The organism is Streptomyces sp. NPDC004266, from assembly GCF_042874095.1.
Lineage (GTDB): Bacteria > Actinomycetota > Actinomycetes > Streptomycetales > Streptomycetaceae > Streptomyces.
Genome location: NZ_JBIAMM010000009.1, coordinates 36,202 through 49,487 on the forward strand (window position 1 = coordinate 36,202; position 13,286 = coordinate 49,487).

Sequence of the window (13,286 nt, forward strand, 5' to 3'; positions counted from 1 at the left end):
GCCGGCAGGGGAGAAACGGGGCGGGCCAACCATGATGGGACCGGCGCACTCGCTGTCCGGAGCGGCGGCCTGGCTGGGCGTCGGAGCGGCCGCGGCCGCCTTCGACCACCCGATGCCCTGGCCCGTTCTCGTCGCCGGCGCGCTCATCTGCGCGGGCGCGGCCCTCGCACCCGACCTCGACCACAAGTCGGCGACCATCTCCCGCGCCTTCGGTCCGGTCTCCCGGGGCCTCTGCGAGATCGTCGACAAGCTGTCGTACGCCGTCTACAAGGCGACCCGCTCCTCCGCCGACCCCCGCAGGTCCGGCGGGCACCGGACCCTGACCCACACCTGGCTCTGGGCGGTCCTGATCGGCGCCGGGGCCTCCGTCGCGGCGGTCACCGGCGGCCGCTGGGCCGTCCTCGCGATCCTCTTCGTGCACCTGGTCCTCGCCGTGGAAGGCCTGCTGTGGCGGGCCGCCCGGATGTCCAGCGACGTCCTGGTCTGGCTGCTCGGCGCCGCCGGCGCCTGGATCCTGGCGGGCGTCCTCGACCAGCCCGGCCAGGGCGCGGCCTGGCTCTTCACGAGCCCCGGCCAGGAGTACCTGTGGCTGGGCCTGCCGATCGTCCTCGGCGCCCTCGTGCACGACGTCGGCGACGCCCTGACCGTGTCCGGCTGCCCGATCCTGTGGCCCATCCCCGTCGGCCGCAAGCGCTGGTACCCGATCGGCCCGCCCAAGGGCATGCGCTTCCGGGCCGGCAGCTGGGTCGAGCTCAAGGTCCTGATGCCCGCCTTCATGGTCCTCGGCGGCGTCGGCGGAGCCTCGGCGCTCGGCTTCCTCTAGGGGCCGGCTTCCTCATGGGGCCCGCTTCCTCTGGAGGTCGGCTTCCTCCAGGGCCCGGCCGGGGAGCGGATCTTTTCCCATCGGGGAACAGATCGCGCCATGTCCGCTCATCGTCCTCTGGACCGCGGCGCGGGACCACGCTTCACTTCCGCCCCATGAGATCACTCAAGATCATGAGCGTGATCGGCGGTCTGGTGCTCGCCGCCGGCGCGCTCCTCACCGCCCACCCGGCCGCCGCCGAGGGCCGGACCGGCCCGACGCCCCCCGCCGAGTTCACCACCGACTGGCACGACCCGGTCACCGCCGCGCCGCCCGTCGCCACTCCCGGCACCCGCACCTGCGAGGTCACCCTCGCCGCCGCCCGGTTCCGCGACTTCACCCCGTACCGCGGGAGCTACGCCCCGCCGAAGGAGTGCGGCACGGACGCCCGCTGGAACAAGGTCGTCCTGCGCCTCGACGGACAGGTCAAGGGCCGCCAGTACGACCGCCTCGGCCACCTCACCCTCGGCGGCGTCGAGCTCCTGCGCACCTCCACCCCCGAGCCCTCTCCCGACGGCATCTCCTGGTCCGTCGAGAAGGACGTCACCCGGTACCGCGACACGCTCAGCCGCCCGCAGTCCGTCGAGATGCTCATCGGCAACGTCGTCAACGAGACGTACACCGGTGTCATCGACGTCCGCGTGACCCTCACCTTCCACACCGCCGAGGGCCGCGTGAAGCCCGCCGCGGGCACCCCCGACCGGGTCGTCCCGCTCACCGGCGCCACCCTCACCACCCCGCGCAACACCGAGCGCGTCCTCGCCGAGGTGTACGCCACGGGCTCCGGCGGCGGCTGCGAGGAGTTCTGGTACCTCACCGTCCCCGACGCCGCCCCCTACTCCTGCAAGGCCACCGACGGCCCCCACCGGGAGGTGCGGATCTCCGTCGACGGGAAGCTCGCCGGCATCGCGGCCCCCTTCCCGCACGTGTGGACCGGCGGCTGGTCCAACCCCTTCCTCTGGTACGTGACGCCCGCGCCGCGCGCCTTCGACGTGCAGCCGATCGTCTACGACCTCACGCCGTTCGCGGCCCTGCTCAACGACGGCGCGGCCCATCGCGTCGAGGTCTCCGTCGCCGGCGTCCCCGCCGGGCAGTCCGGCTGGAGCGTCCCCACCAACGTGCTCCTCTGGCAGGACGAGGGCAGCGAGGTCGTCACCGGCGCCCTGGACCGTCACGAGCCCGGCACCCCGCGCAACTCCGCCGTGTACACGGCCGGTTCGCCGGACGTCCTGGAGACCACGGGCGGCGACACGCTCACCGTCGCCGGCCACCTGAACACCTCGCACGGCCGCGTCGCGACCACCGTCACCCGCACCGTCGACCACCGATCCACCCACCGCTGGGGCGCCGACGAGAACCCCGACGCGCTGACCGCCCGCTGGACCGACGACGAGACCGTGACCGTCGGCCGGACCGCGACCCGCACCCGGCGCGCGTACACCATGGACGGAGAGATCTCCGTCGACGGCGCGAACCGACTGCGGACCGTCCTCACCGTCGGCGACCGCGCCGCCGTCGACGTCGTCCGGGGCGGCAAGCGGCTGTCCTGGTCGCGCCTGGACGACACGTACACCGGCGACGCCTCCTTCACCCTCGGCGTCCCCCGCGAGCAGCGGCGCGCGATCGGCACCAGCACCGAGCGCTACCGCCTGTACGGCTCCGACGGCTGCTACGACCGGAGCCTGACGTCCGTCCAGGGCACGGTCACCGAGGACCTGCGGCGCTGCTGAACACGGCGCTGCCCGGCCCCTTCGTCCCGGGGGCCGGGCAGCACCGCCGGTCAGGCCGGCTTCGCCGAGTCCACGCCCGAGCGCGCCCTGGGCCACTCGCCGCGGGTGAAGTCGGGGATCTCCTGCGGCGCCCCGTTCGCCTTGATCGAGGCGTGGCTCAGCGGCACCGGAGCCGTCCAGGTGGCGGCGTCGTACACGTCGAAGTCCGGCGGAAGGCCCAGCTGGAGGCACTGCGTCAGGCGGTGGACCATGATGTAGTCCATGCCGCCGTGGCCGCCCGGCGGATCGGCGTGCTCCTTCCACAGCCAGTGGTCGAACTCGGCCGCGTACGCCGAGAAGTCGCCCCACGCGTCGTCCTTGTGGTCCGGCTCCAGATAGATCCGGGCCGGGTAGTCCTCGAAGACCCCCCGCGTACCGCCCAGGCTGTTGATCCTGCTGTACGGGTGCGGGGTGGAGACGTCGTGCTCCAGGCGGATCAGCCGGCCCTTCGCCGTCCGGATCACGCTGATCGTCCGGTCGCTCTCGACGTACGTCTCCTTCCAGCTCGGGTCGCCGGGCGGCACGTGCGCCGCGCGGTACTCGGCGAGCCCGAGCGCCGGGGTGCCGAAGCTGCTGATGCTCACCGCCCGGTCGCCCCGGTTGACGTCCATGTAGTTGGCGACCGGCCCGAAGCCGTGGTTCGGGTAGAGGTCCCCGCGCAGCCGCGTGTGCCACAGCCGGCGCCAAGGTCCCTCGTAGTACGTCGGCGAGAACATCAGGGCGCGCAGGTCGTGGTTGTACGCCCCCGCGCCGTGCAGCAGCTCCCCGAACTTGCCGGCGTGCGCCATCCGCAGGACCCGCATCTCGTTCCGCCCGTAGCAGCAGTTCTCCAGCTGCATGCAGTGGCGGCGGGTCTGCTCCGACAGGTCGACCAGCTCCCACAGCTCGGCGAGCTCCAGCGCGACCGGACACTCCACGCCGACGTGCTTGCCGTTCAGCATCGCCGATCTGGCGATCGCGAAGTGGCTGTCCCAGGGTGTCGCCACGTGCACGAAGTCGACGTCCGTGCGGGCGAGGAGGTTCTCGTAGTCGGCCTCGCCGTGGGTGTACAGGGCGGGGGCGGGCTGTCCGGCGGCGACGACGGCCGCGGCGGCCCGCTCGGCCTTCTCGCGCACCGGGTCGCAGACGGCGACCACCCGGACCCAGGGGAGGGCGAGGTAGAGGCGGACCATGCTGCCGCCGCGGTTGCCGAGCCCGACGAGGGCGATCCGGACGGTGGAACGGCGTTCGAACGGGACCCCGGCCATGGTGGCGCCCCGGCGCCGTGGCACGGCCGCGGTCCCGGACCCGGCGGCGGATCCGGTGGCGGGGGCGGATCCGGTGGCGGCCCGGGCGGTCTGCCCGCCCACGGTGGCGATGCCGAGCCCGGCCCCGGCCGCTCCCGCGGTGGTCCTGAGGACCGTGCGGCGGCTCGGGGGGCGAGGTGTCTGGTCGTCCATGGAACCTCCCTGCTGACGGGTGGTTGGACTGTACTGTTCAGGCTCCTCCGGCGAGCCGCACCGGCCGCGGATGATCACCCGAACATACGAAGGGCCCCTCACCGTACGGGGTGAGGGACCCTGTGCGCCCGGGGCGGCAGGCTGATTGACGGATGGTCAGGGGCGAGTGGCGCGTTCCAGTGCGAGCAGCACCGATCCGTAGCTCCGGCCCGTCGCCCGGTCCATCCCGATCTCGCACATCCGGTTGGCCGAGAGGTGCGCGTCGAACGGCCTGGCCGTGACCTCGGCCGCCTCGCGGGCCGTCGCCGAGGCCGTCAGCTCCGGATGCAGCATGCCCCGGTCACCGGCGAAGGCGCAGCAGCCCGCGTCGGCCGGGACGACGACCTCCTCCGCGCAGGCCTCGGCGAGCACGGTGAGCTTCTCCTCGTCGCCCAGGTGCCGCATCGAGCACGTCGGATGCACCACGGCCGAGGCGACGCGGCGGCGCACCTCCAGCCGGGGCAGCAGCTCGTCCGCCGCCCACACGACCGAGTCCAGCACGGTCAGTTCGGCGTGCAGCGCCCGGTTGTCCTCCGTCAGGTACGGCACCACCTCGTGCGCGATCCCGAGGGCGCAGGAGGAGGCGTCCACCACGAGCGGCAGCCGCCCGCCGGCCGTCCACCCCCAGGCGGCCTCGACGATCCGGTTCGCCATCACCTCGTTGCCCCGTTCGTACCCCTTGGAGTGCCAGATCGTCGCGCAGCACGTGCCGGCCACGTCGTCCGGGATCCACACCGGCCGCCCGGCCCGCGCCGACACCGCGACGACCGCCTCGGGGAGCGAGGGCCCGCGCTCGCCCTCCGGGCCCCCGAAGACGCGGTTCACACAGGCCGGGTAGTAGACGGCGACCGCCGCCGGACGGTGGGTGCGGGGCAGCCGCCGCGCCGCCGCGCCCGGGATCTCCGGCAGCCACTCCGGTACGAGGTCGGGGCGGACGGCCCTGCGGGCGAGGCCCGTCAGAGATCCCAGGACCCGGTCGCCGATCCGGTCCGCGGCGGCGACGGCGAGCCGCGCGGAGGCCTCCACCGCGCGGAAGTTCCTCGCGGCCAGGGCGGCGATCCGCTCCTCGCGCGGCGAGTGCCGCTCGTGCCGGAACTCCTTCATGAGCGCCCCCGTGTCGATCCCGACCGGGCAGGCCAGCCTGCAGGTGGAGTCGCCGGCGCAGGTGTCGACGGCGTCGTAGCCGTACGACTCCAGGAGCCGGGCCTCGACGGGGGAGCCGTCGGACTGGCGCATCATCTCCCGGCGCAGCACGATCCGCTGGCGCGGAGTGGTCGTCAGGTCCTGGCTGGGGCAGGTCGGTTCGCAGAATCCGCACTCGATGCAGGGATCGGCGGTCCGCTCCACGGTGGGGATCGTCTTCAGGCCGCGCAGATGGGCCTGCGGGTCGCGGTCCAGGACGATCCGCGGGGCGAGGACCCCGGCGGGGTCGATGGCCTCCTTGACGCGCCACATCAGATCGGTCGCCCGCGTCCCCCACTCCAGCTCCAGGAAGGGCGCGATGTTGCGGCCGGTGGCGTGCTCCGCCTTCAGCGAGCCGTCGAAGCGCTCCACGGTCAGCTTGCAGAACTCGTCCATGAAGGCCGCGTACCGCTGGACGTCGGAGGGGTCGGCCGCGTCGAAGGCGAGCAGGAAGTGGAGGTTGCCGTGGGCCGCGTGGCCGGCCACGGCCGCGTCGAAGCCGTGCCGGGCCTGGAGGCCGAGCAGCGACTCGCAGGCCTCGGCGAGCCGCTCCGGCGGCACGGCGAAGTCCTCGGTGATCAGGGTCGTGCCGGAGGGGCGGGAGCCGCCGACCGCCGTCACGAAGGCCCTGCGGGCCTTCCAGTAGCCGGAGATCCGCTTCGGGTCCCGGGTGAAGGCGTTCTCCACGGAGGCCACCGGGGCGACCAGGTCGAGGCCGGCGAGCACGGCCCGCGCCGCCCGCTCGTACGCCTCCAGGGCGGGCGTGTCCGGGGCCCGGAACTCGACCAGGAGCGCCGCCGTCTCCTTCGGCAGCTCCGCCCAGTCGGCGGGCACGCCCGCCACCCTCACCGAGGCCCGCAGCGTGTTGCCGTCCATCAGCTCGACGGCGAGCGCCCCGGCCTCGTTGAACAGGGGGACGGCCGCGGCGGCGGCCGGCAGCGAGGGGAAGAGGAGCAGGGCCGTGGACACCTCCCGGTCCAGCGGCAGGGTGTCGAAGACGACCTCGGAGATGAAGCCGAAGGTGCCCTCGGAGCCGACCATCAGACCGCGCAGGATCCGCACCGGGGTGTCGCCGTCGAGGAAGGCGTCGAGCCGGTAGCCGTTGGTGTTCTTGATGGCGTGCTTGGCGCGGATCCTGGCGGTCAGTTCGGCGTCGGCCTCGATCTCCGCCTTCAGCGCCATCAGCTCCGCGCACAGCCTCGGCTCGGCGCGCGCGAGCTCCTCGTCGGCGTCCGGGGCCGCCGTGTCGACCACGGTCCCGCTCGGCAGCACCACGGTCAGGGAGGCGACGGTCCGGTACGAGTTCCGGGTGGTGCCGGCCGTCATGCCCGAGGCGTTGTTGGCGACGACGCCGCCGATCGTGCAGGCGACCGCGCTGGCCGGATCGGGCCCCAGGACCCGCCCGTACGGGGCGAGCGCGGCATTCGCCCGCACCACCGTGGTGCCGGGCCGGATCCGCGCCCGGGCCCCGCCGTCCAGGACCTCGACGCCCGCCCAGTGGCGGCGCACGTCCACGAGGACGTCCTCGCCCTGCGCCTGCCCGTTGAGGCTGGTCCCGGCGGCCCGGAAGACCACCTCGCGGCCCTTGCCGTGGGCGTACGACAGGACGGCGGAGATGTCGTCGACGTCCTCGGCGACCACGACGACCTGCGGGACGAAGCGGTACGGGCTCGCGTCCGAGGCGTAGCGCACCAGGTCGGAGATCTTCGACAGGACCTTCCCCGGCCCCAGGAGCTCGGTGAGCTCCTCGCGCAGCCGCCGCGGCGTGCCCCGTGCCTGGAGCTCCGGCACGCGGTCCGGGGCGGGGGTCCGCTTCGTGCCGGGACGCAGGGCCCGGGGGTTCGGCTCAAGCAGCGGCATGTCACGGCTCCCCTTCGGCGCGGCCCCGCGCCCCACGGGTCAGCAGCCGCGCTCCGGGCCGGGTTCGACCAGGGCGGACAGCAGACCCTCGAGCACCTCGCGCTGTTCGACGGTCAATGGAGCAAGGATGTCCTCTGCGGCGGCCCGGCGCGCGCTGCGCAGCTCGCGCAGCGTGGCGCGTCCCGCGTCGGTGAGCTCGATCCGCACCACCCGGCGGTTGCTCGGGTCGGGCACCCGGCGCACCCGGTCGCCCGCCTCCAGGCCGTCGACGAGACTGGTCACGGCCCTCGGGACGACCTCCAGACGGGCCGCGAGGTCGGCCATCCGGGGCGGCTCCCCGAAGTGCGCGACCGTGCGCAGGAGCCGGGACTGCGCCGGGGTGATGCCGACCGGCTCCAGGTGGCGCTTCTGGATGCGGTGCAGGCGCCGGGTGAGCCGCAGCAGCTGCTCGGCGAGGAGTCCGTCGGTGTCGGTCCTGGCCGGCGGGTCGGAGTTGCTCATGCGGGAACAATATCAGGACCTTGTTCATTGTGAGTATAGGTAACAGTGAGCTATGCTCCGATGGATCGTCTCTCCACGAAGGAGCCCATGCGCCCCCACGACCAGTCCGACTGGACGCCCCCGCCCCGCGACTCCGGTCAGCCCAAGGAGCCCGCCCAGGTGCGGCGGATCCTGCGGCTCTTCCGCCCCTACCGCGCGCGCCTCGCGCTCGTCGGCCTCCTGGTCGGCGCCGCCTCGCTCGTGTCGGTCGCCTCGCCGTTCCTCCTCCGGGAGATCCTGGACACCGCGATCCCCCAGGGCCGCACCGGGCTGCTCAGCCTGCTGGCCCTCGGCATGATCGCCACCGCCGTCCTGACCAGCGTCTTCGGCGTGCTCCAGACGCTCATCTCGACCACCGTCGGCCAGCGCGTCATGCACGACCTGCGCACCGGTGTCTACGAGCAGCTCCAGCGGATGCCGCTCGCCTTCTTCACGCGCACGCGCACCGGCGAGGTCCAGTCCCGCATCGCCAACGACATCGGCGGCATGCAGGCGACCGTGACCTCCACGGCCACCTCCCTCGTCTCCAACCTGACCGCCGTCGTCGCGACCGTCGTCGCCATGCTCGCCCTCGACTGGCGCCTCACCCTCGTCTCGCTGCTCCTGCTGCCGGTCTTCGTCTGGATCAGCCGGCGCGTCGGCCGCGAGCGCAAGAAGATCACCACCCAGCGCCAGAAGCAGATGGCCGCCATGGCCGCGACCGTCACCGAGTCCCTCTCGGTCAGCGGCATCCTGCTCGGCCGCACCATGGGCCGCGCCGACTCGCTCACCCTGGCCTTCGCCGAGGAGTCCGAGCGCCTCGTCGACCTCGAAGTGCGCTCCTCCATGGCGGGGCGGTGGCGGATGTCCACCATCGGCATCGTCATGGCCGCCATGCCCGCCCTGATCTACTGGGCCGCCGGCATCGCCCTCGGCTCGGGCGGCTCGGAGATCTCGCTCGGCACGCTCGTCGCCTTCGTCTCGCTCCAGCAGGGCCTCTTCCGTCCCGCCGTCAGCCTGCTCTCCACCGGCGTGCAGGTGCAGACCTCCCTCGCGCTCTTCCAGCGCATCTTCGAGTACCTCGACCTGCCCGTCGACATCACCGAGCCCGACGAGCCGGTCCGGCTCCCGGAGATCCGCGGCGAGGTCTCCTTCGAGAAGGTCGAGTTCCACTACGACTCCGAGGGGCGGGACCGCCCGACCCTGACCGGCATCGACCTGACCGTCCCCGCCGGCGGCAGCCTGGCCGTCGTCGGCCCCACCGGCTCCGGCAAGTCCACCCTCAGCTACCTCGTGCCCCGGCTGTACGACGTCACCGGCGGCCGCGTCACCCTCGACGGGGTCGACGTGCGGGACCTGGACTTCGACACCCTCGCCCGCGCCGTCGGCGTCGTCTCCCAGGAGACGTACCTCTTCCACGCCTCCGTCGCCGACAACCTCCGCTTCGCCAAGCCGGACGCCACCGACGAGGAGATGGAGGCGGCCGCGCGCGCCGCCCAGATCCACGAGCACATCGCCTCGCTCCCCGAGGGGTACGACACCCTCGTCGGCGAGCGCGGCTACCGCTTCTCGGGCGGCGAGAAGCAGCGCCTGGCCATCGCGCGCACCATCCTGCGCGACCCGCCGGTGCTGATCCTCGACGAGGCGACCAGCGCCCTCGACACCCGGACCGAGCACGCGGTGCAGCGCGCCATCGACGCCCTGTCGGCCGGGCGCACCACCATCACCATCGCGCACCGGCTCTCCACCGTCCGCGACGCCGACCAGATCGTCGTCCTGGAGGGAGGCGGGATCGCCGAGCGCGGGACGCACGAGGAGCTGCTCGCCCGGGACGGACGGTACGCGGCCCTGGTCCGCCGGGACGCCCGTACCGAACAGGCGAACGTGGGAGCGGTTGTTCCCCAGAACGTGTGATCGTCCCGGGATTCGTTGCCCCGCCCCCTCGCGGCATCGGAGGATTACGGAGTGCGAGCGACGGGCTGCAGACCGCGACCGCACACGTCCCACTGATGCACCTGTACGAGGAGAAGCACCACCATGAACGTCATCACCAACCTGCTCGCCGGCGTCCTCCACTTCCTGGGCTGGCTCGTCTGACGATCGCAGTGCCCGGCGCCGTCGGCCCCCCGTCCCAGGGGGCCGGCGGCGCCGCCGCGTGCGCGGTGGCCGGACTCGCGTGACCGGAAGGTCAGACGGTCGGCGCGGCGGCCTCCTCGCGGCCGAGGAGGCGGTGGATGTCGGAGACGGCCGCGCGGCCGGCCCGGTTGGCGCCGATCGTCGAGGCCGAGGGACCGTAGCCCACGAGGTGGACGCGTTCGTCGCGGACCGCGCGCGTGCCCTCCACCTGGATGCCGCCGCCCGGCTCGCGCAGCCGCAGCGGCGCCAGATGGTCGATCGCCGCCCGGAAGCCGGTCGCCCACAGGATGACGTCCACGTCGACGGTCCGGCCGTCGTCCCAGGCCGCCCCGCTCGGGGTGATCCGGTCGAACATCGGCAGCCGGTCCAGGATCCCGCGCGCGCGTGCGTCGCGGATCGCGTCGGTCAGGGGAAGGCCGGTGACCGAGACCACGCTCTGCGGCGGGAGCCCGCGCCGCACCCGGTCCTCGACCAGCGCGACGGCCGCCCGCCCCTCCACCTCGCCGAACGGGCCCTCGCGGTAGACGGGCTCGCGCCGGGTCACCCAGAACGTCTCCGCCGCGACCTCGGCGATCTCCATGAGGTGCTGGGTGCCGGAGGCCCCGCCGCCCACCACGAGCACCCGCTTCCCGGCGAACGCCCCGGGGCCCGGATAGCCGGAGGTGTGCAGCTGACGGCCCCGGAAGGTCTCCTGCCCGGGGTAGCGCGGCCAGAACGGACGGTCCCAGGTGCCCGTCGCGTTGATCAGGGCCCGGGTCGCGTACACGCCCTCCGAGGTCTCCACCCGGAGCCGGCCGCCCTCGCCCTCCCGGACGGCCGTGACGTCGACCGGCCGGTGGACCCGCAGGTCGAACGTCCGCTCGTACGTGTCGAAGTACGCGCCGATCACCTCCGAGGAGGGACGCGAGGGGTCGGCCCCGGTCAGCTCCATGCCGGGCAGCGCGTGCATCCCGTGCACCTTGCCGTAGGTGAGGGAGGGCCACCGGAACTGCCAGGCGCCGCCCGGGTCGGGGGCGTGGTCCAGGACGACGAAGTCCCGGTCGGGCTCCAGGCCGGTGCGCCGCAGGTGGAAGGCGGCGGAGAGCCCCGCCTGTCCGGCGCCGATGACGGCGACGTCCACCGTCCTGACCTCTTCGAACCCGAAATCGTTCACGCTTCCACCAACCGGGGCGGGGGTGCGGTTCTTCCCGCGCCGCCCCGCCCCGTGGTGGCGTCTACCGCCCGCCGGACACGAGCAGCGGCGCCCCGCCCGGCGCCGAGGCCGGACGGCCGTTCACCGCCGGGACGCCGAGCAGCGGGGAAGCGGGCGACGACGGCAGCAGCCCGCGCGCCGCCAGCTCGGGCGTCACGCCCTCGCCGAACCAGTACGCCTCCTCCAGGTGCGGATAGCCGGACAGCACGAAGTGCTCCACCCCCAGGTCGTGGTACTCCTCGATCCGGTCCGCCACATCGGCGTGGCTGCCGACCAGCGCGGTCCCCGCCCCGCCCCGCACCAGACCGACGCCCGCCCACAGGTTCGGCGAGATCTCCAGCCGGTCGCGGTCGAGCGAACCGCCGCCGTGCAGCGCCAGCATCCGCTGCTGGCCCACCGACTCGCTCCGGCCGAGCACCTCCTGCGCCGCGGCCACGGTCTCCGCGTCGAGGTCCGAGAGCAGCCGGTCGGCCGTCGCCCAGGCCTCGCGCGCCGAGTCGCGCGAGATCGTGTGCAGCCGGATCCCGAACCGGACCGTCCGGCCGCGCTCCTCCGCGAGCCGCCTGATCCAGTCGATCTTCTCCTTCACCTGCCACGGGGGCTCACCCCACGTCAGGTACACGTCCGCGTGCTCCGCGGCGACCGGACCGGCCGCCGCGGACGAGCCGCCGAAGAAGATCTCGGGCAGCGGGTCCGGCGGCAGAGCGGTGAGCCCGCCCTCGATCCGGAAGTGCTCGCCGTCGAAGTCGAACGGCCGCCCGCCCCACGCGCCCCGCACCACCGAGAGGAACTCGGCCGTGCGCGCGTACCGCCGGTCGTGGTCGAGGTGGTCGCCGAAGCGGCGCTGCTCGGCCGAGTCGCCGCCGGTCACCACGTTGAGCAGCAGCCGGCCCCGGGTGATCCGCTGGTACGTGGCCGCCATCTGCGCCGCGAGCACCGGTGAGATCACCCCCGGCCGGAACGCCACCAGGAACTTCAGCCGCTCGGTGTGCTGGGCCAGCGCGACCGTCGTCAGCCAGGCGTCCTCGCACCACGTGCCGGTCGGCGTCAGCACGGCCTCGAAGCCCAGCTGCTCGGCCGCCTTGGCGATCTGGACGAGGTAGTCGATGTCGGGCGCGCGCACCCCGGACACGGCCCGGTCCCGGGTGATCCCGCCGTCCGTGTAGGCGTGCCGGTCGACAAGGGTCCGGCCGTCGCCGCCGGTCGGCAGGAACCAGTGCAGATGGACGGTCATCAAGAGGCCTTTCCGTAGCTGCGCGCCGGGCTCGTGGACGGCGGCAGGTCCTTGTTGAAGCGGGTGTCGACGTAGTCGGCGAAGCGGAACGTGTGGGGGATCAGGCCGAGTTCGGCGAAGGTGTCGGCGATCTTCTGCTCGGAGGCGATCGCCGCGTCGTCGAGGGCGACGGGGACCCGGGTCCCGTTGCTGCGCTTCACCGCGGCCAGGGCCACCTCGTACGGCAGCCCGGTCTCCTTCGCCCAGACCTTCGCCCACTCCTCGGGGTGGTCGAACACCCAGCCCTGGGCGCGGCGCAGCCGCTCGACGAAGTCGCCGACGGCCTTCGCCTTCTCCTTGTCGGCCAGCGCCGAGGGGGCGGCGACCTGGAAGCCGAGGCCGTTGACGAGACCGCGTCCGTCGGTCAGCACCCGGCCCTTGCCGCTCAGCAGGACCTGGGAGGTGTACGGGTCCCAGACGGCCCAGGCGTCGACCTTGCCGCTGGTGAACGCGGCCAGGGCGTCGGCCGGCTGCAGCAGGCTGACCCGGACGTCGTCCAGTCCCAGGCCGGCCTTCCGGAGCGAGGCGATCAGCTGGAAGTGAGCGGAGCTGCCCTGGGCGACGGCGACCTTCTTCCCCTTCAGGTCCCGCGCGGTGCGCAGCGGCGAGTCCTTCGGCACGAGGATCGCCTCGCCCGCGGAGTCTCCGTGCGTCGACGCGACCACGGTGATCTTCGAACCGGCGCCGGCGGCGAAGACGGGCGGGGTGTTGCCGACGGAGCCGAAGTCGACGGCCTTGGCGTTGATCGCTTCGAGGAGCGGTGGGCCCGAGGTGAAAGTCGACCACTTCACCCGGTACGGGAGGTCGTCGAGCTCACCGGCGGCGCGCAGCAGGGCCTCGGCGCCGCCCTTCTGGTCGCCGACGTTCAGGACGAGGGAGCCCTGGCCGTCGGAGTTCGAGGCGTCACCGGCGGCGGAGGCGCCGGAGCAGGCGGAGGCGAGCAGGGCGAGCGGCACGAGCAGCGCCGCGGCGGACAGGCGGAAGGACTTCACGGGTGTCTCCTCGGGGGACGGTG

At 73.5% G+C, this 13,286-nt stretch carries 9 protein-coding genes; 3 read left to right on the plus strand and 6 right to left on the minus strand.

Annotated elements, in window-relative coordinates:
- The first annotated feature begins 31 nt into the window (after nucleotides 1-31).
- On the plus strand, nucleotides 32-823 hold the full coding sequence (locus ACFYUZ_RS22070) for a metal-dependent hydrolase (RefSeq protein ID WP_389311746.1): 792 nt from the start codon (nucleotides 32-34) through the stop codon (nucleotides 821-823).
- A 155-nt stretch (nucleotides 824-978) separates the two neighbouring features.
- Nucleotides 979-2,592 (plus strand): peptide-N4-asparagine amidase, encoded by a 1,614-nt coding sequence (locus tag ACFYUZ_RS22075; protein ID WP_389311748.1) that lies wholly within the window; start codon nucleotides 979-981, stop codon nucleotides 2,590-2,592.
- 50 nt (nucleotides 2,593-2,642) lie between these two features.
- Here ACFYUZ_RS22075 and ACFYUZ_RS22080 read toward each other — a convergent pair whose 3' ends face one another.
- The 3 genes from ACFYUZ_RS22080 to ACFYUZ_RS22090 form a co-directional block, all read right to left on the minus strand.
- Nucleotides 2,643-4,070: a Gfo/Idh/MocA family protein gene (locus ACFYUZ_RS22080; protein ID WP_389311750.1), complete on the minus strand. Its 1,428-nt coding sequence runs from the start codon at nucleotides 4,068-4,070 to the stop codon at nucleotides 2,643-2,645.
- 156 nt (nucleotides 4,071-4,226) lie between these two features.
- A complete protein-coding gene (locus tag ACFYUZ_RS22085; protein ID WP_389311752.1) occupies nucleotides 4,227-7,151 on the minus strand; it encodes an FAD-binding and (Fe-S)-binding domain-containing protein in 2,925 nt (974 codons plus the stop codon).
- 39 nt (nucleotides 7,152-7,190) lie between these two features.
- Entirely contained in the window at nucleotides 7,191-7,652 is a 462-nt protein-coding gene (locus ACFYUZ_RS22090; protein WP_389311754.1) for a MarR family winged helix-turn-helix transcriptional regulator, read from the minus strand.
- An 87-nt stretch (nucleotides 7,653-7,739) separates the two neighbouring features.
- Here ACFYUZ_RS22090 and ACFYUZ_RS22095 point away from each other — a divergent pair, with 87 nt between their 5' ends.
- Complete coding sequence (locus ACFYUZ_RS22095) at nucleotides 7,740-9,584, plus strand: ABC transporter ATP-binding protein (protein WP_389311756.1); 1,845 nt, start codon at nucleotides 7,740-7,742, stop codon at nucleotides 9,582-9,584.
- 274 nt (nucleotides 9,585-9,858) lie between these two features.
- Here the strand turns inward: ACFYUZ_RS22095 and ACFYUZ_RS22100 are convergent, their stop codons facing one another.
- The 3 genes from ACFYUZ_RS22100 to ACFYUZ_RS22110 form a co-directional block, all read right to left on the minus strand.
- A complete protein-coding gene (locus ACFYUZ_RS22100; RefSeq protein ID WP_389311758.1) occupies nucleotides 9,859-10,959 on the minus strand; it encodes an NAD(P)-binding domain-containing protein in 1,101 nt (366 codons plus the stop codon).
- 61 nt (nucleotides 10,960-11,020) lie between these two features.
- Entirely contained in the window at nucleotides 11,021-12,232 is a 1,212-nt protein-coding gene (locus tag ACFYUZ_RS22105) for an LLM class flavin-dependent oxidoreductase (protein ID WP_389311760.1), read from the minus strand.
- Complete coding sequence (locus ACFYUZ_RS22110) at nucleotides 12,232-13,263, minus strand: ABC transporter substrate-binding protein (RefSeq protein WP_389311761.1); 1,032 nt, start codon at nucleotides 13,261-13,263, stop codon at nucleotides 12,232-12,234. Before ACFYUZ_RS22110 ends, ACFYUZ_RS22105 begins: the two co-directional genes overlap by 1 nt.
- Between the last annotated feature and the right edge of the window lie 23 nt (nucleotides 13,264-13,286).

What these genes read in the sequence shown, in the direction of transcription:
- ACFYUZ_RS22070 (WP_389311746.1), top strand. Translation starts at nt 32, where the DNA reads ATGATGGGACCGGCGCACTCGCTGTCCGGAGCGGCGGCCTGGCTGGGC.
- ACFYUZ_RS22075 (WP_389311748.1), top strand. Translation starts at nt 979, where the DNA reads ATGAGATCACTCAAGATCATGAGCGTGATCGGCGGTCTGGTGCTCGCC.
- ACFYUZ_RS22080 (WP_389311750.1), bottom strand. Translation starts at nt 4,070, where the DNA reads ATGGACGACCAGACACCTCGCCCCCCGAGCCGCCGCACGGTCCTCAGG.
- ACFYUZ_RS22085 (WP_389311752.1), bottom strand. Translation starts at nt 7,151, where the DNA reads ATGCCGCTGCTTGAGCCGAACCCCCGGGCCCTGCGTCCCGGCACGAAG.
- ACFYUZ_RS22090 (WP_389311754.1), bottom strand. Translation starts at nt 7,652, where the DNA reads ATGAGCAACTCCGACCCGCCGGCCAGGACCGACACCGACGGACTCCTC.
- ACFYUZ_RS22095 (WP_389311756.1), top strand. Translation starts at nt 7,740, where the DNA reads ATGCGCCCCCACGACCAGTCCGACTGGACGCCCCCGCCCCGCGACTCC.
- ACFYUZ_RS22105 (WP_389311760.1), bottom strand. Translation starts at nt 12,232, where the DNA reads ATGACCGTCCATCTGCACTGGTTCCTGCCGACCGGCGGCGACGGCCGG.